The sequence below is a fragment of the Mesorhizobium sp. WSM4308 genome (assembly GCF_002294905.1).
Lineage (GTDB): Bacteria > Pseudomonadota > Alphaproteobacteria > Rhizobiales > Rhizobiaceae > Mesorhizobium.
Genome location: NZ_NSFW01000039.1, coordinates 1 through 17,278, shown reverse-complemented (window position 1 = coordinate 17,278; position 17,278 = coordinate 1). Strand labels below are relative to the sequence as shown.

The following is a 17,278-nucleotide window of genomic DNA, read 5'->3' as shown; positions in this document are numbered from 1 at the left end:
GGTGCGACCGGCTCGACCGGTGCCACGGGCTCGACCGGCGCAACAGGTTCGACTGGTGCCACGGGTTCGACTGGCTCGACCGGAGCAACGGGCTCGACAGGTGCCACCGGTTCGACCGGTGCCACAGGCTCGACCGGTGCGACTGGCTCGACTGGTGCAACTGGCTCGACTGGTGCCACGGGCTCGACAGGTGCCACCGGTTCGACCGGTGCGACTGGCTCGACTGGTGCCACGGGCTCGACGGGTGCGACCGGCTCGACCGGTGCGACAGGCTCGACAGGTGCCACCGGTTCGACCGGTGCGACTGGCACGACCGGTGCGACCGGTGCGACTGGCTCGACTGGTGCCACGGGTTCGACGGGTGCGACCGGCTCGACCGGTGCCACGGGCTCGACCGGCGCAACAGGTTCGACTGGTGCCACGGGTTCGACTGGCTCGACCGGAGCAACGGGCTCGACAGGTGCCACCGGTTCGACCGGTGCCACAGGCTCGACCGGTGCGACTGGCTCGACTGGTGCAACTGGCTCGACTGGTGCGACCGGGGCAACTGGCGACACCGGCGCAACCGGAGCCACGGGTGCAACTGGTGATACCGGAGCGACTGGTGCAACGGGTGCCACTGGCGACACCGGCGCAACCGGAGCCACGGGTGCCACTGGCGATACCGGAGCCACGGGTGCAACTGGTGATACCGGAGCGACTGGTGCGACCGGGGCAACTGGCGATACCGGCGCAACCGGAGCCACGGGTGCGACTGGTGATACCGGAGCGACTGGTGCAACGGGTGCCACTGGCGATACCGGCGCAACCGGAGCCACGGGTGCAACTGGCGACACCGGAGCGACTGGTGCCACTGGCGACACCGGCGCAACCGGAGCCACGGGTGCCACTGGCGATACCGGAGCGACTGGTGCAACGGGTGCCACTGGCGACACCGGCGCAACCGGAGCCACGGGTGCCACTGGCGATACCGGAGCGACCGGAGCCACGGGTGCAACTGGTGATACCGGAGCGACTGGTGCCACGGGTGCAACCGGCGATACCGGCGCAACAGGCTCGACTGGCTCGACTGGTGCCCCCGGCTCGACTGGTGCCACAGGTTCGACTGGAGCAACCGGTGCGACTGGCGCAACGGGCTCGCAAGGTCCGACAGGCCCGACCGGAGGAACCGGTTCGGATGGTGGTGGAACCGGTAGTCATGGCAACAACGGCCACGGCAACGGAGAACAGCCCGCACCGGGCAATTCCGGGAACCATAACAATGCCGACAACAGCGGACATCAGGGACAGGGCAACTCTGCCGGTGGTCAGGGCAAAGGAAACGGGGGACAAGCCGCGGTCACGTCCAACACGCTCGGGCTCAAGGACACCACACAGTTCCTGCAATCCGGCTCGGCTGACGGTAACAGTGATCCCGGCAAGAATGCGTCGTTCGGCCAACTGGTCAGCCTTGCGGCGACTTCGGTGACGACAGACCTGCTGAACGTCCTCAAGACAATCAGCGGATCTGGCAACAACCAGAACAAGCCTTCCGGAGCGAGCACGGATCTCACCTCGGATCAGACCAAGCCTGGCGCCGGCTACGCCAGCAACGACCACGCCGTCAAGACGTCCCTGAAGGATCTTTTGAAGCCGCACGAGTGAGCGGCGAATGGACCTGGACCATAACTGGTCAGGGTTAAAAACGGGCGCGCGGGCTTCGCTGGAAAGCGGGTCCGCGCGTTCAACATCCCGGACAGGGATTGGCATGAGAGTCGCACGGCGAATCAATTCGGAGTACAGTGGCGGCATGATCGAAACCCTCGGCAAGGGCGCTTCGGCCCGGGAATTGTCGAGTTCGCTCGCGTGCCGGAAGACAAAGCCATGGTGAACATCCCCGTGAACGCCGAAATCCAGGCGGTCCCGATCCAAGCCGGTTCTGCGCAAGGCGACGCGGCGGGCGGCGAAAGTACTATGGCGCGGATCCCTGGTGGTCCGGCCGAATTCGACAAGATCGGGCCGCGCCTCAAGGCGATGCTGCGAGCCGCCCGCTATCACGGTGTCGAGCTCGACCCGAACGAATTCAGGGCCGCGAGCGCGGTTCCGGCCGCCGCCGATCTGTCGCAGTGGGCGCAGGACGCCGGCATGTGGTCACGCGCCGTGCGCATCCGCTGGTCCCACCTTTTGCGCTTCCAGGACTCCGGCCCGGTCGTCCTTTTGTTCAACGATGGCGGCGCGGCTCTTCTCACCGGGGCGAGCGCCGAGCGAAACGTCGTCTTCCTGAAAAGTGCGGATGCACCCGAAGATGGTGAAGCCGTCGCCATTGACGAGTTGCGGCTGTCGCAGGTTTGGACGGGCGAGGCACTGCTGCTGCGCCCCACACGATCCTATGTCGCGGCGGACGCCCCCTTCACCCTTCGCTGGCTCGCCGAACTGGTGCGTCTCGAAAGCCATGCCTTGCGCGATATCACCATCGCCTCGTTCACGCTGAGCGTCCTTACCATCCTGCCGCCGCTCATCGTCATGACGGTGGTCAACAAGGTGCTGCAGTTCAACAGCATCTCGACGCTGGTGCTCTTGTCCGCGGTGATCGCCGTGGTTTTCGCCTACGAGACACTGCTTGGCCATGCGCGGCGGCTGATCATCAATGTCGTCGGCGCCCGTCTGGACACCAAGCTGCAGCTGCATGTCTTCAGCCGGCTGTTACGCCTGCCGCTTGACTATTTCGAGCGGCATCCGGCCGGCGAGACGATGTATCATCTCGCCCAGGTCTATCGCATTCGCGAGTTCCTGACCGGAAAACTCCTCAGCACGTTCTTGGATATGATCACACTGTGTGTGCTGGTGCCGGTCATGTTCTACATCAACGCCGCCCTGGCCTGGATCGTGCTGGCCTGCGCGGTGGTGATCATGCTGATCATCCTCGCCTTCCTCAGGCCGTTGCGCCGAAGATACCAGCGGGTGGTCGACGCCGAGACCTGGAAGTCGGCGGCGCTCGGCGAGACTGTCGTCGGCATAAAGACGGTGAAGGCGCTCGGTCTCGAGCCGCAGCGCAAGGCGCTCTGGGACGAGCGGGTGGCGGAAGCGGGAAAGGCGCGTCTCGCCTTCGGACAGCTGGCAAGCTGGCCGCAGACCCTTGTCACGCCGATCGAACGCGTGATGGTGCTCGGCACCATGCTGATCGGCGCTTATCTCGCGATGAACGACCGCACCGGCTACATGGTCGGCGGCCTGTTCGCCTTCATGATGATCGCCCAGCGTGTGGCGCAGCCGCTGGTTGGCCTGGCGCGACTGGTTGAAGACTACGAGGAGGTCGGTGCGGCGATCGGCGAGGCGGCGTCCGTCCTCAACCGGCCGCTGGAGAGCAGTTCGAATTCCACCGGCCTGAGACCCAGGCTGGTCGGCGAGGTCGCGTTCAGCGACCTGACCTTTAGCTATATCGCCACCAAGACACCGGCGCTCGACCGGGTCAGCTTCCATATTCCCGCCGGCAGCATGTTTGGCATTGTTGGGCGCAGCGGGTCGGGAAAATCGACAATCGCGCGCCTCCTGCAAGGGATCAACCGCGACTACAGTGGGTTCCTCAAGCTTGATGGCGTCGACCTCAAGGAGATCAACCTGCGCCATCTTCGCCAGGGGCTTGGCGTGGTCCTCCAGGACAACTTTCTGTTCCGCGGATCGATCCGAGACAACATCATCGCCGGGCGCCCAGGCCTGACGCTTTCCGATGCCATGCGCGCCGCGCACCTCGCCGGCGCCCAGGAATTCATCGAGCGGATGCCGAATGGCTACGACACCTACATCGAGGAAGGTTCGCCCAATCTGTCAGGCGGTCAAAAGCAGCGGCTGGCGATCGCGCGCGCGCTCATCCACGATCCGACCATTCTCATCCTGGACGAAGCGACCAGCGCACTCGACCCGGAAAGCGAGGCGGTTGTCAGCGCCAACCTCATGCGCATTGCCAGCGGGCGCACGATGATCATCGTTTCGCACCGGCTCGCCTCGCTGACCGAGTGCGACAACATCCTGGTCATGGATCAGGGCAAGGTCCTGGACGTTGCGCCGCATGCGACCCTGCTCGAACGATGCGCGCTCTATCGCCAGCTGTGGTCGCAGCAGAACCGGCACCTCGACGGCCGCCACGGCCGCCCGGTCGCTGTCCCGCCGCGGTTGGTTTGATCATGTCGCGCGCCTCATATTCGCATCAGGTCCGGTAACCGATGAGCAGCACCTCTCTCACCGCCCCTCCCCCTCGGTGGCACCGGAAGGAAACGAAGGATCCGACGACGCCGGCCATACTCGAGTTCCAGTGGCCGTCGACGGCTGTCTCCAATGCGCCTATTCCGCGGGCGGCGCGAGGCATTGTCTGGATCGTCTCTAGCCTGGTCATCGCTCTGATCGCCCTGGCGGGGCTGATACCGGTCGATCAGGTCGTGACAACCAGAGGGCTGGTGGTCTCGCAATCCCCCAACATAGTCGTGCAGCCGCTAGAAACAGCGATTGTCCGCTCGATCGAGGTGCGGGAAGGACAGCGCGTCAAAGCTGGCCAATTGCTTGCCCGCCTCGATGCGACCTTTACCTCAGCCGACCAAACGGCACTGGCGATGCAGGTCTCGACGCTTGAAGCCGAGGTGGCGCGGTTGAAGGCCGAGGCCAGCGGCCAGACGTTCACCTACAACGGCCTCGACCCGAGTTGGACCCTGCAGGTGTCGATATTCGAGCAACGTAAGGCGGTCTACGACGCCAAGGTGGAGAATTTCGAACGCCAGCGTGACGAACTTAGCTCGGTGATTTCGCGATCGCAATCGGATGCCGACGGCTACCGCCAGCGGCTCACGGTTGCCGATTCGATCGAGCAGATGCGTAAGCAGCTCGAGGCAAGGCAGGTAGGAAGCCGCCTCAACACGCTCCTGGCCGAGGACAACCGGGCGGAAATGTCCCGGTCACTGGGCAATGCCGAGCAGACCGCGGAAGCAGCCAAACGCCAACAGGCAGCGGTGGCCGCCGAGCGCGACGGCTACATTCAGGGCTGGCGCGCGGAAGTCTCGCAGAGCCTGTCGGAGGCGAGCTCGCGGATCTCGGATGCCCGCGAACTTCTCAACAAGGCAAAGCTTCGAAACCAGTTGGTCGAGTTGAAGAGCCAATCAGACGCCATCGTTCAATCGGTGGCAAAAGTCTCTGTCGGCTCGGTCATGCAGTCAGGGGAGCGCTTTATCACGCTGGTGCCGGCCGACGCGCCGCTCGAGATCGAGACAAACATCGTTGGCAGGAGCAGCGGTTTTGTGCATGTCGGCGACCCGGTGGTCATCAAGTTCGATACCTTCCCCTATTCGCAATACGGCCTCGCCCATGGAACCGTGCGGGCACTCAGCCCGGATTCCTTCTCGGCACAGGAGCAATCGCGCGATCCGAACAGTTCCCTGGCCATGCTGCCTTCCGACGCCGAGCCATTCTATCGGACGCGGATCTCCATCGACCAGGTCGCCCTCCACGGCGTTCCCGCCGGTTTCGCCGTCAGCCCCGGAATGCCGGTGACCGCCGACGTCAAGGTCGGTCGGCGCACGATACTCAAGTACATTCTCGGCGTCATGCTCCCGATCGGCCAGGAGGCGATGCGGGAGCCTTAGAGTACTGGAGGAATCAGAGGCTCGGATCGATGACAATCCTGGATCGGCTGACTGGTCTGGCCTTCCCGGCGGCGGTGTTGCGTCGGGCGATCCAGCTTGCTGACGGCGGCAAGGCGGCTGAAGCCTTTCCGCTTATGGCGAAAGCGGCGCGCGCGGGGATCGTTGACGCCGAGTACCGGGTCGCGCGTTGCTATCTGGAAGGCGCCGGTGTGCCACCGAGCCGTATGGAAGGCGCGCGATGGCTGCTGCGGGCGGCAAACCACGGGAGCGCGGATGCGCAGGCGCTCCTCGCCGCGCTCTACGTCACCGGGCTGGTGACGGCGGAAGCCGACGGCAAGGGGCCGTCGGAGCACTTGTTCAAACCTGATTCCCCGGGGAAGCCGGACTTCACGGCCGGTTTCGACTTTGCCACCAAGTCGGCCGAGGCAGGCTCGGCCACGGGACAGGCGATCCTCGGTTATATCCTTACCAGCGGCCCCGCATCGATGCGCGATCCCGATGCCGCACACCGGTGGTACGAGAAGTCGGCTTCTGCCGGCTGCGCCGAAGGGTGCCTGGGCTTTGCCTTGTCGCTGGCTCGCCGCGGCAAACGCGAGAACAGGGCCAGGATCGCGGACGAGGTGAGACGCGCGGCCGACGCCGGCCTGCCGACCGCGACCTATCTTCTTGCAGTCCTTACCGAGCACGGGCTCGGCGTAGCACGCGACATGGCGGCAGCCGCTCAACTCTATCAGGCTGCGGCAGAGAAGGGCCTGCCCTCCGCCCAGTTCCGATTGGGATTGGCGCTGATTGACGGCGCACTCGTCGGCCAAGATGTCGCTGCCGGGGAGGCGTGGATGCGGCGTGCAGCCTTGGCCGGCAATATCGAGGCGGCCTATATGCTGGGCGATCGCTATGCGAAGACGCAGCGGCCGGATTTTGCAGAAGCCGCGAATTGGTATCGGCGGGCGGCCGAAGCGGGCCATCAAGACGCCGCCCGCGCTTTGGCCTCGCTCTATTTGACGGGAAATGGTGTGGCTCAGGATGTCGAGGAAGGAGCACGCTGGCTGCGTTCTTCCGCAAATGGCGGCAATCAGCAGGCACAGACAGACCTCGCCAATCTTATCCTCGGAGGAGCCGGCGAGCCGGACGACGGTGCAAGCGTTGCCGGATGGTTCGAGGCGGCCGCGTCATCGGGTGACCTCATCGCGGCATTCAACCTTGGGCTCTGCTTCGCCAAGGGCGTCGGCGTTCGCCGGGACGAGGGGCAAGCGGCAGACTGGCTGCGGCGCGCGGCCGAAGGCGTCGCCGAGGCGCAATATATGTATGCCCGCCTCCTCCAGGATGGACGCGGCGTCCCGGCCGACCCAACTCAGGCCCGCGTGTGGTTTGCGCGGGCGGCCGACGCCGGCGTGCTCGACGCACGCGTGGCGCTCGCCGAGATGCTACTCAATGGGCGCGGCGGCATGCCCGAGCCCGAGGCTGCAATGCAGCTATTTGAGCAGGCCGCCGACGACGGTCACGCCGGGGCGATGTTTGCGATTGGCGCGCTGTACGGAGCCGGCCACGGCCTGCCGGTCGATCAGGCAGCAGCGCAGAAATGGTACGCCGCCGCTGCCGGACGCGGGCATGGGCAAGCCCAATTCATGCTCGGACGTTATCTCTTGAAAGGCCTCGCCGGGGAGCGCGACCCGGTGGCAGGTCGCCTTTGGCTCGAACGTGCGGCTGCGCACGGTATCGGTGAAGCGGCAGAGGAATTGGCGGCTGCGGGCGGGTCCAACTAGGGCTGCTGTGGCCGTTGGAGTGAAGCAGCGCCAATAAGGCTGGAGGACCATTGGAGATCCGCCGACCGACTGGCCGCGCCCTGAGTTATATGCTCGTTCGACGCGGGAATTAGAGGCCCGGCCCCCAAGCGCCGTATTATTCCTTTGTCAGGCCTGGCATATATTCTGGGGCCGCAGCAGTCACAGGTCCCAGATTGAGTGGTTCAGTAAGTTTGCACCATGGCGGGTCCACACATCCCAACTTCCGTTAAGCGCTTAATGCGGCTGGAGGCGCAAGGCACGGATATCCCGGCGAACATTGGAGCGGTCAATATCGTCGGCAGAAGAGCCTGCGAAAAGAGCTTTCGGCGGCTCCGTCGGAACGAAAAGAAGAGAGTGCGATTTTTGCACACGTTGTCCCGTAAAATCTGATTTCATTTATCTATAGCGTAGTGATATCGCCGGACGGTTGCCTCCTTCAGCGTTCGGTTCATCCGCTTGACCTGACCGTTGGTCCATGGATGGTTGGGAGGGACGGTCTCGTCTTGTGCCGCGACGATTTACCAGTTTCGCCTGGAGCGCCACGTCGCCGTGCTGATCTTGCCGCCGAAGCAACTGACACGACCAACCGTTCAATTGAACTCTACGCGTGGGGCTGCCGCATCTCGATTGGTGAGCCGATTAGCCGTCATCCGCGGTTGAACGGAAAAGAAACCATTCGGCATCAAGCTACTGCTTTTCGACGCACCTTTTTCGAAATGTCGGAACGAACGGCGGTCGAGCCGACAACGATGCCCCCATTGGTGAACCCGGTTCCATGAAGAGTCTCACAATACGCCACCGCATCCTCGTCAGCTTCGCTGCCGTTCTTGTGGTGATGTCGGTAATAGCCGTCATCGCGTACGCTTGGTTCCTCCAGACCCAGCAGGAGGCGACAGAGGTCGAAAAGGGCATCCTCCCGGACCTCTCTCACAGCACCGAGATCATGATCGGCCAGATGACCGCCCATAGCCTGCTCCAGGAATATGCGCTTGAGGACAACCCGTCGGACAAACGCACGCTTGAAAGCGCGATCGCGACCAATCGCGATCAGGTGCAGCGGCGGATGGACGATTATGAAGCGAAAATCGTCTCCGATGTCGACAAGCAGAATTATGCGGCCGTCAAAGAACTCGCCAACCAATTTCGCCAAACTGAAACTGCTGTGCTGGACGCAAGCCGGGCTGCCCTGTCGAAAGGTGAAACTCCCAATGAGCGTACGGCCATCAAGAACACCGTGGAGCCGGTCTTTCTAAAATTGCAGTCCGCCCTGCAAGCCATGGTCGAGGATCATAGAGGCGAGGCGAACAGCGCGACACAGCGGATAGGCTCGATCGTTAGGACCGCGGAAGTGGGTTTGAGCGCTGGCCTGCTGATCGCCCTCGGGCTGGCCCTTCTTTTAGGATACCTGCTGTTTCGCGCCATCACGGGCCCGCTCACTCGCCTAGTCGACGCGGTTCAGTTGATGCGGCAAGGCGACTTCAGCGACCGCATCGATCTCAGGCGTCGAGACGAATTCAGCGTGCTTGCCGACGGCTTCAACGCAATGGCGGACGATCTCACCACTCTCATTGGTCAGGTTCAAAGGTCCGGCATACAGGTCAGTACGTCGATCACGGGGATCGCCGCCACCTCCAAGCAACAGCAGGCAACCGCCACCGAAATCGCAGCGACCACCACCGAGATCCGCGCAACAGCCAAGGAAATCTCCGCCACGTCAAACGAGTTGGTCCGGACGATGAACGAGGTCTCGACAGTTGCCGAGCAAACAGCTGTGGTCGCCGGCGGAGGGCAAGCGGGACTGGCCCGCATGGAAGAAACCATGCACCAGGTCATGGAAGCGGCGGCCGCGATCAATTCTAAACTTGCGATCCTGAGCGAGAAGGCCGGCAGCATCAACCAGGTGGTGACGACCATCACCAAAGTCGCCGATCAGACGAACCTGTTGTCGCTCAACGCTTCCATCGAGGCGGAGAAGGCAGGCCAATATGGCCGAGGCTTTGCAGTGGTGGCGACCGAAATCCGAAGGCTCGCGGACCAGACGGCCGTGTCCACCTACGATATCGAGCAGATGGTCAAGGATATCCAGTCGGCGGTCGCGGCCGGGGTAATGGGCATGGATAAGTTTTCAGAGCAGGTCCGCCGGGGCATGCAGGAAATCCAGCAGGTCGGCGGCCAACTGTTCGAAATCATCCAGCAGGTTCAGGGTCTGGTGCCACGTTTCGAAGTCGCCAATGAAGGCATGCAAGCCCAGGCGACCGGCGCTGGCCAGATCAGCGACACGCTCACTCAGCTGAGCGAGGCAGCTCAGCAAACAGTCGAATCTCTTCAGCAATCGGCGCTCGCGATCGACGAGCTCAATCAAGTCTCAGGCGGGCTGCGAGGCAGCATTTCAAGATTCAAGCTGAGAGCATAGCAAGCTGGCAGTCGGAGATGACAATGCTATTCCTCGCCTTCAGCATGGGTAAGGATCGCTACCTGATCGACGTCAACCAGATTGAAGAGGTGTTGCCTTACATCGATGTCAAAGTGCTACCGGGAGCGCCGACCGGAGTGGTCGGACTGGCCAGCTATAACGGAATACCCATCCCGTTGATCGATGTGACTCTTCTGGCACTTGGCCGGCCATCCGAGCCGCGGTTGAGCACCCGGATCGTTGTGACGCGCTATCCGACGCAAGGTGGCGAGCAACGCCTGCTCGGGCTGATCGCGGAACGGGTGACGGACACGCTTGAGCGGGACCCTGCCGACTTCGCGCCGTTCGGACTGGAGCCAGGAACACCGCCCTATCTCGGTCCGGTGGCTTCGGATGGCCTGGAGATCATTCAGTGGGTCAAAGCGGAAGCGCTGCTTTCGGAAGAGATTCGTACCGCATTGTTCCACCAGGCCGCGATGGGTGATTGATGACCGGCGCAATCGAAAAACTTCTGACGGAAGCCATTGGACTGGACAGTGCCAGCGTTGGGCCGACAGTGGTCCGTCAGGCGGTCAGAGATCGAATGGCAGCATGCCGGATAACCAACCTTCAGGCCTATTGGGAACAGCTGACCGGTTCGCAGCAGGAACTGCAGGAGCTGATCAATGCTGTGGTGGTCTCGGAGACCTGGTTCTTTCGCGACCGGGAAGCGTTCACGATGCTGGCGCGGCATGCCCGTGTGAGCAAACGTCCTCAGCCGATAAAAGTCCTGAGTCTGCCATGTTCAACCGGCGAAGAGGCTTATTCGGTTGCCATGGCCATGTTCGATGCCGGCTTTGAGGCACACGAGTTCAACATCGATGCAGTGGACGTCAGCAGCCGCAATGTCGCGGTTGCTGAACGTGCCGTCTATGGGCGCAATTCGTTTCGCGGCAGCTATCTCGAATTCAAGGACCGCTATTTCGAAGCGGCCGAGGGCGGGTTGCGGCCCCATGCTGCGGTGTTAAAACAGGTTCGGTTTCGGGTCGGAAACCTGTTCGATCCTCGCGCGTGGTTCGGGCATGAGGTCTATGACATCCTGCTGTGCCGCAATTTGCTGATCTATTTCAATCGAGAGCTGCAGGATCGCGCATTGATCTGCCTGAAGGACCTCCTGGCCAAGGACGGACTTCTTCTGGTCGGTCCGGCGGAAGCGTCGCTTCCAAGGTTGCACGGCCTCGTTTCCGCTGAATGGCCACTGGCCTTCGCCTTCCTGAAGTCGGAGCCCGTTAAGACCGCGGCCCCGATAGTTTCCGCTGCCGTTCCTGTGCGGCCCCCAACCCCGAAGGTCAACAAGGCCAAGCCTGTTGTTCCGCCTCGGCTGGCAATCGGCAGGGAAGGTCGCGTGCAGGCCACGGCCAAGCCGCTAGACCAGCTCGCGGAAAGCCTCATCGCGGTTGAGCGAATCGCCAATGCGGGACGGGTAAAGGAGGCACAGGAAGTTGCCCTAGCGCATCTTAAGGCATTCGGTCCTTCGGCGGAAATCTTCTACCTCCTGGGCCTCGTTCAGGATGCGGATGGCGCTGCGCCCGAAGCCGCGCAAAGCTATCGGAAGGCGCTCTATCTCGCGCCAAATCATCGGGAAGCTCTGGTCCATCTGGCTTTGCTGCTTCGAAAGCAAGGCGACCATAGCGGCGCCGAGGCATTGGCCGGCCGGCTGGATCGGGCCCACAAAAGGAGCGGCACCTGATGGCGGCTTCGACAGGGATTCCTCAGCCGGTGGAGGAGATTGAAATCGACGACTGCTGGCGCCGGATCGGCGTGCGCGGCGACAAGTCGTGTCCGCTACTCGAGCGGCATTTGCACTGCCGCAATTGCCCGACCCACAAGAAGGCTGCACGGCGCCTCCTCGACCGTGCAGCGCCCTCGCAATATCCCGGCGAATGGCCTGACAAATCTGGTCCTACCGATCTCGGTTCGGCAGACGACGAGGCGGTACAGACCGCCGTTCTCTTCCGTTTGGGAGAGGAATGGCTGGCGCTTCCGGTCGGGATTTTTCATGAAGTGGCTGAGTCTCGCCGCGTTCATTCGCTCCCGCACCGAAGGAACAGTGCAGTGCTCGGCATTGCCAATGTCCGCGGTGAGTTGCTGATCTGCCTGTCGCTCTCTGAATTGCTCGGAATAGACGAGCGCAAGGAGGGGGAGCTAGGCACGCGATCCAAGCCATTTCGCCGCCTGGTCGTGGTCGGCGAGCCCGACAAGCGGGTTGCCTTTACGGTGGACGAGATCCACGGCTTACACCGCTACCGGGAAGGAGATACGCTCGCTGTGCCGGCCACGATCAGCAAGGCGCTGTCGGCCGCCACGGTTGCCGTGTTGCCCTGGCAGGGACGAGCCGTTGGCTGTCTCGACCCGGGACAACTGCTCACGATGCTGGATCGGAGCATCGCATGACAGACGAGGACTTCAGCCAGGTTTCGATGCTGAGCCTCTTCCAGGCCGAACTGGAGAGCCAGTCGCAGGCTTTGACCTCCGGTCTTCTGGCGCTCGAACGCGATCCTGTCGCCGCCGATGCCCTGGAAGCATGCATGCGAGCCGCGCATTCCTTGAAAGGAGCTGCCCGCATCATCGACCTGACGCCCGCGGTCAAAGTTGCAAATGCGATGGAGGATTGCCTAGTCGCCGCGCAACGTGGGCATCTCACGGTGCGACAGGAGCATATCGATGCGCTTCTGCAAGGCACCGACCTTCTGAAATTGATTGCATCGGGACCATCGAGCGAGAGCGTGCCCCCTGACGTCGAAGCCTTTCTCGCCAAGTTCGCGGAATTGGCCCTCCCCGATGCCACCCACTTGCCCCGCAAATCCGAAGCTGATTTCCCAGATGCCCAGGGGGTGCCGGCGACCACCCTTTCAGCGAGCCTCCTCGTTGCGACGGTGCCGCAAAGCCAAGGAAGCATCGGCTCCGACAGAATGGTTCGGGTGACGGCGGACAGCCTGAATCGATTGCTCGGGCTAGCCGGTGAGTCGCTGATGGAAGCGCGGCGGCTCAGGCCGTTCGCCGACGGGCTGCTGCGGCTGAAGCGGCTTCAATCGGACCTCGCAAGTGCGTTCGACGACCTTCATGCAGTGCTGCCGGCTGTTTCAAAGGACGAAGCAGTGGTGGAGGCGCTGGCCGAAGCGCAGCGAAAGCTTCGGCTGAGCCAGGCGTTCCTGGCGGAGCGTCTCGATGAGCTGGATTCAGTAGATCGAAAGGCCACCGATCTTGCCAACAGATTGTACGACGAGACGTTGGCGAGCCGGATGCGGCCGTTTGAAGACGGCGTGCGGCACTATGCGAGGATGGTTCGCGACCTCGGACGTACCCTCGGCAAGCGGGTGCGGCTGGAGATCGTAGGCGGCTCCACCGGCATCGACCGCGACATCCTCGAACAACTCGACGCACCTCTGGGGCATCTCCTACGCAACGCTGTAGACCACGGGCTTGAACCGCCCGAGGAGCGGGTCGCGGCAGGTAAACCGGCAGAGGGTCTCATCAGGCTCGAAGCGCGGCACAATGCCGGCCTGCTGCAAATAACCGTGGTGGACGACGGCAGGGGCATCGATTTGGCGGAGCTGCGCGAGACGATCGTCGACCGGCACCTCGCAACCAGGGAAAGTGCCAACACACTCAGCGAAACGGAATTGCTCGCCTTCCTGTTTCTGCCCGGCTTTTCGATGAAACTGGGCCTTACTGACGTCTCCGGCCGTGGTGTGGGGCTCGACGCTGTGCAGGCGATGACCAAGGAGGTCCGCGGTATCACCAGCGTCTCCTCGGAATTCGGGCACGGAACTAGGTTTCAACTGCAACTGCCGCTGACGTTGTCGGTCCTGCGCACGCTGCTCGTCGATGTCGATGGCGAGCCCTATGCGTTTCCGCTCGCTGCCATTTCGAAGACACTGAAATTGCAGCGGATGCAGATCAGTCTCCTTCAGGGTCGGCCGCATTTTCGTCTGAACGACCGACAGATCGGGCTGGTCACGGCACGCGAGGTGCTGAACCGTGGTGAGCCCGGATCTTCCGAACCGGACGCTCTCTCGGTCGTCGTCGTAGATGCCGGTCAGGGCGAAGCATACGGCCTGATCGTCGATCGTTTCCTCGGCGAACGCGAGCTGGTAATCCGGCCTCTCGATCCCCGCTTCGCCAAGATCAAGGACATCAGCGCCGCGGCCCTGATGGAGGACGGTTCGCCTGTCCTGATCTTCGACGTGGATGATCTGATAAGATCGGTGGAGAAGCTTGCATCATCCGGTGGATTTCGAGCCCTTCGGCGTGCTGCGGGCGGTCCAGAACCCGGCAGGCGCAAGCGCGTGCTGGTGATTGACGATTCACTCACGGTTCGCGAACTCCAGCGCAAGATGCTGGGCAATCACGGCTATGAGGTCGAAGTGGCGGTCGACGGCATGGACGGGTGGAATGCCGTCCGCTCCGGCCCCTTCGATCTTGTTGTGACGGACATCGACATGCCGCGCATGGACGGCATCGAGTTGGTGACCTTGATCCGAAAGGACGCTCATCTCAAGAACACGCCGATCATGATCGTTTCGTACAAGGATCGCGAGGAAGACCGCTCGCGCGGACTTGACGCCGGCGCAGACTACTATCTGACCAAGGGCAGCTTTCAGGACGAGGCGCTGATTCATGCCGTCGTGGACATGATTGGCGAGGCGACAGGATGAGATCGAAATTGGAAGCCAAGGAATGAGAATCGGCATAGTCAACGATATGCCGATGGCGGTCGAGCTTCTGCGCCGGCTGGTCGTGTCGACCCGCGAACATCAGGTCGCGTGGATGGCGGCCAATGGGCGTGAAGCGGTCGAGGCCTGCAGACGTGACCTGCCGGATCTGATACTCATGGATCTAGCAATGCCAGAGATAGACGGCGTGGAAGCGACCCGCCGGATCATGGCAGAAACCCCGTGCTCGATCTTGCTGGTGACCGCCAGTATCGAAGCCAACGTCGCCGGGGTCTACGAAGCAATGGGTCATGGCGCGCTCGACGCGGTCGATATCCCGTCGGTGGGCATCGCAGGCAACGCCTCCTCGCAATCCGCACGGCTTCTGACCAACAAGATTGCAACGATCGGTAAGCTGGTCCGTGATGCGCCATCCAAGGCAAGCGGGCCGATATCAGTTGCCGCCGACCCCTCCCCTCAACGCTTGGTAGCGATCGGCGCCTCGGCGGGCGGGCCGGCTGCCGTTGCAAAGGTGCTCAGCGCCTTTCCCATTGATTTTGGCTGCGCAATCGTGCTCGTCCAGCATCTCGATTCTCAGTTCATTCCAGGCCTTGTCGATTGGCTCGGGCAGCATACCCCGCTTCCGATCCGTCCGGCGCGAGAAAAGGAGAAGCCTCAAGCGGGCACCGTTCTTGTCGCCAGTTCGGATGACCATCTGGTTTTCAAATCGGCTCAGCAACTCGGCTACACGTCCACCCCCAAGGACAACGTCTATCGGCCGTCGGTGGATGTGTTTTTCGAAAGCGCGGCGCAATGGTGGCCGGGTTCGGTAATTGGCGTCCTGCTTACAGGCATGGGTAGGGATGGGGCGCGCGGGCTGAGAAAGCTGCGCGACAAGGGGCATCTCACAATCGCGCAGGATGAAGCAACCAGTGCAGTCTATGGCATGCCGAAGGCCGCCGCTGCGATCGGTGCGGCGGTTGATATTCTTCCTTTGAGCGCTATCGGCTTACGCATAATCGAAGCCTGCGGGCGCTCCACGTGAAAGGGGATCGTCTGATGACGCAACAATCCGAGCTGGTGCCGCCGCTGGCAGATAACTATTCGTCGATGGTTCTGCTCATCGATGATCAGGTCATGGTTTGCGAGGCGGTCAGGCGCGCCCTGGCTAACGAGCCAGATATCGCCTTGCACTTCTGCACCGACCCATTGAAGGCGATGGCGGTCGCGGATGAGGTAAAGCCAACCGTAATCCTCCAGGACCTGGTCATGCCCGGGGTCGACGGGCTGCATCTGGTGAAAGAATACAGGAAGCGTTCGTCGACACACTCGGTTCCAGTCATTGTGCTGTCGAGCAAGGAAGATCCAGCTACCAAAGGCGAAGCTTTCGCTGCCGGGGCCAACGACTATCTCGTCAAACTGCCGGATCGCATCGAGCTGATTGCGCGCATTCGGTATCACACGCGGGCCTATCTGGACCATGTCCAGCGAGACGCGGCGTACCGCGCGCTGAGGGAAAGCCAGCGACAGCTGATCAGCGCAAATCTCGAGCTTGAGCGTCTGACGCGGATCGATGGCCTGACGGGTCTCGGCAACAGGCGCTATTTCGATGAATATCTGGCGGCTGAGTGGAAACGCGCGCTTCGCGCACAGTCTCCCTTGTCGCTATTGATGATCGATGCCGACAACTTCAAACGATACAACGATGCCTATGGCCACATGGCCGGCGATGAGGTGCTCAAGCAAATCGCCCGGGTTATCCAGGGCAGTTCCGGCCGCTCCACCGATCTCGCTGCGCGCTACGGAGGCGAAGAGTTCGTCATCGTTCTGGTCGACACTTTGCTGGAACAATCGAGCAGCATCGGAGAGCGGCTCGTCCAGGGCGTTCGGAACCTGAACATCCCGCACGGCCCGGATCGGGTAACCATCAGCGTCGGCGTCGCGACAACAGTGCCCAACGAGAACGAGACGCCAAACGATTTCGTCAATGCCGCCGATTTGGCACTCTTCCGCGCTAAGTCGGAAGGACGAGATCGTGTGGCGCTTCACGTGCCCCGGAGCTAGGTGGCAGTGACGATTTAACTATTTGAGCCAAATGGACGTTGGGCACTCGCAGAGGGTAGACGGGATCGATCCAGTACGGTCTGGGCAAACTCTAATGCATCTCAACGAGTCGTCGCTATAGTACGTCAAGGTACTCGGACGCATTCGTCGTTTTCCGTTCAGGACAACAGGTTAATCCCGAAAAACCTGAGCTGTGTCAGCGGCCATGCGAAACCCAAAACGAACGCGAGAGCCGATATGTCAGGTTTGCCGCCCAGGCTATTACCGCCGGCTCAATCTGCAAGCACGCTCCAGCGTGTTTTTCGTGTGACTGACTAATCAGCTGATTTCCATTTCTATTCGGTTCGGCGAGCCGCTTGGGAGAGGCAATCACCTCGTGTATCGCCTTAACGCGTCAGCGATCCTTCGCTCTCGCACACAGCACCAATCTTGTGGCGGTTCCCGTCTACGATCAATCATTCTGTCAAAGAGTACCTGTATTTGATTGTACGCTAATATACGTTTTCAGCTAGGCAGGCACTGGGGCTATCGAATCAGACGAAGGAAATTGGATGGCCACTCTCCATTATACATCAGGCGGATCGGCCTCGGAGGTCGCAACCGCCGGGTTCAATCTTGTCGACGTTTCATCCGTGGACGAACTCAACGCCTTGCCGGCTGGCACGAAAGGTCTGGTCTGGCTCGATGAAGCCAATGGCGCAACCTCGTCTTTCATTG

Annotated in this window: 12 protein-coding genes; all 12 read left to right on the top strand. The window is 62.0% G+C overall.

Annotated features, from left to right (window positions below):
- Nucleotides 1-590, top strand: a 590-nt coding sequence (locus CK227_RS37715) for a hypothetical protein (protein WP_245318422.1), incomplete at its 5' end; no start/stop codon positions are given.
- A gap of 874 nt (nt 591-1,464) precedes the next feature.
- The gene (locus tag CK227_RS37710; RefSeq protein ID WP_185975288.1) at nt 1,465-1,644 is read left to right on the top strand and encodes a hypothetical protein; all 180 of its coding nucleotides are present in this window, start codon (nt 1,465-1,467) and stop codon (nt 1,642-1,644) included.
- A gap of 219 nt (nt 1,645-1,863) precedes the next feature.
- Nucleotides 1,864-4,158 (top strand): peptidase domain-containing ABC transporter, encoded by a 2,295-nt coding sequence (locus tag CK227_RS35895; protein WP_179296599.1) that lies wholly within the window; start codon nt 1,864-1,866, stop codon nt 4,156-4,158.
- A gap of 41 nt (nt 4,159-4,199) precedes the next feature.
- On the top strand, nt 4,200-5,606 hold the full coding sequence (locus CK227_RS35890) for an HlyD family type I secretion periplasmic adaptor subunit (protein WP_095776178.1): 1,407 nt from the start codon (nt 4,200-4,202) through the stop codon (nt 5,604-5,606).
- Between the two features lie 29 nt (nt 5,607-5,635).
- Nucleotides 5,636-7,369, top strand: a complete 1,734-nt coding sequence (locus tag CK227_RS35885; RefSeq protein WP_095776177.1) for an SEL1-like repeat protein — start codon at nt 5,636-5,638, stop codon at nt 7,367-7,369.
- Nucleotides 7,370-8,165: 796 nt separating this feature from the next.
- A complete protein-coding gene (locus CK227_RS35880) occupies nt 8,166-9,803 on the top strand; it encodes a methyl-accepting chemotaxis protein (RefSeq protein ID WP_095776176.1) in 1,638 nt (545 codons plus the stop codon).
- 23 nt (nt 9,804-9,826) lie between these two features.
- Entirely contained in the window at nt 9,827-10,291 is a 465-nt protein-coding gene (locus CK227_RS35875) for a chemotaxis protein CheW (protein WP_095776179.1), read from the top strand.
- Nucleotides 10,291-11,532, top strand: coding sequence for a protein-glutamate O-methyltransferase CheR (locus CK227_RS35870; protein ID WP_095776175.1), 1,242 nt, complete (start codon nt 10,291-10,293; stop codon nt 11,530-11,532). The genes CK227_RS35875 and CK227_RS35870 overlap by 1 nt, the downstream gene beginning before the upstream one ends.
- Nucleotides 11,532-12,236 (top strand): chemotaxis protein CheW, encoded by a 705-nt coding sequence (locus CK227_RS35865; RefSeq protein ID WP_095776174.1) that lies wholly within the window; start codon nt 11,532-11,534, stop codon nt 12,234-12,236. Before CK227_RS35870 ends, CK227_RS35865 begins: the two co-directional genes overlap by 1 nt.
- On the top strand, nt 12,233-14,500 hold the full coding sequence (locus CK227_RS35860; RefSeq protein WP_095776173.1) for a hybrid sensor histidine kinase/response regulator: 2,268 nt from the start codon (nt 12,233-12,235) through the stop codon (nt 14,498-14,500). The genes CK227_RS35865 and CK227_RS35860 overlap by 4 nt, the downstream gene beginning before the upstream one ends.
- 22 nt (nt 14,501-14,522) lie before the next feature.
- Nucleotides 14,523-15,542: a chemotaxis response regulator protein-glutamate methylesterase gene (locus CK227_RS35855; RefSeq protein WP_095776172.1), complete on the top strand. Its 1,020-nt coding sequence runs from the start codon at nt 14,523-14,525 to the stop codon at nt 15,540-15,542.
- A 14-nt stretch (nt 15,543-15,556) separates the two neighbouring features.
- Complete coding sequence (locus CK227_RS35850) at nt 15,557-16,561, top strand: PleD family two-component system response regulator (protein ID WP_095776171.1); 1,005 nt, start codon at nt 15,557-15,559, stop codon at nt 16,559-16,561.
- The last annotated feature ends 717 nt before the right edge of the window (nt 16,562-17,278 follow it).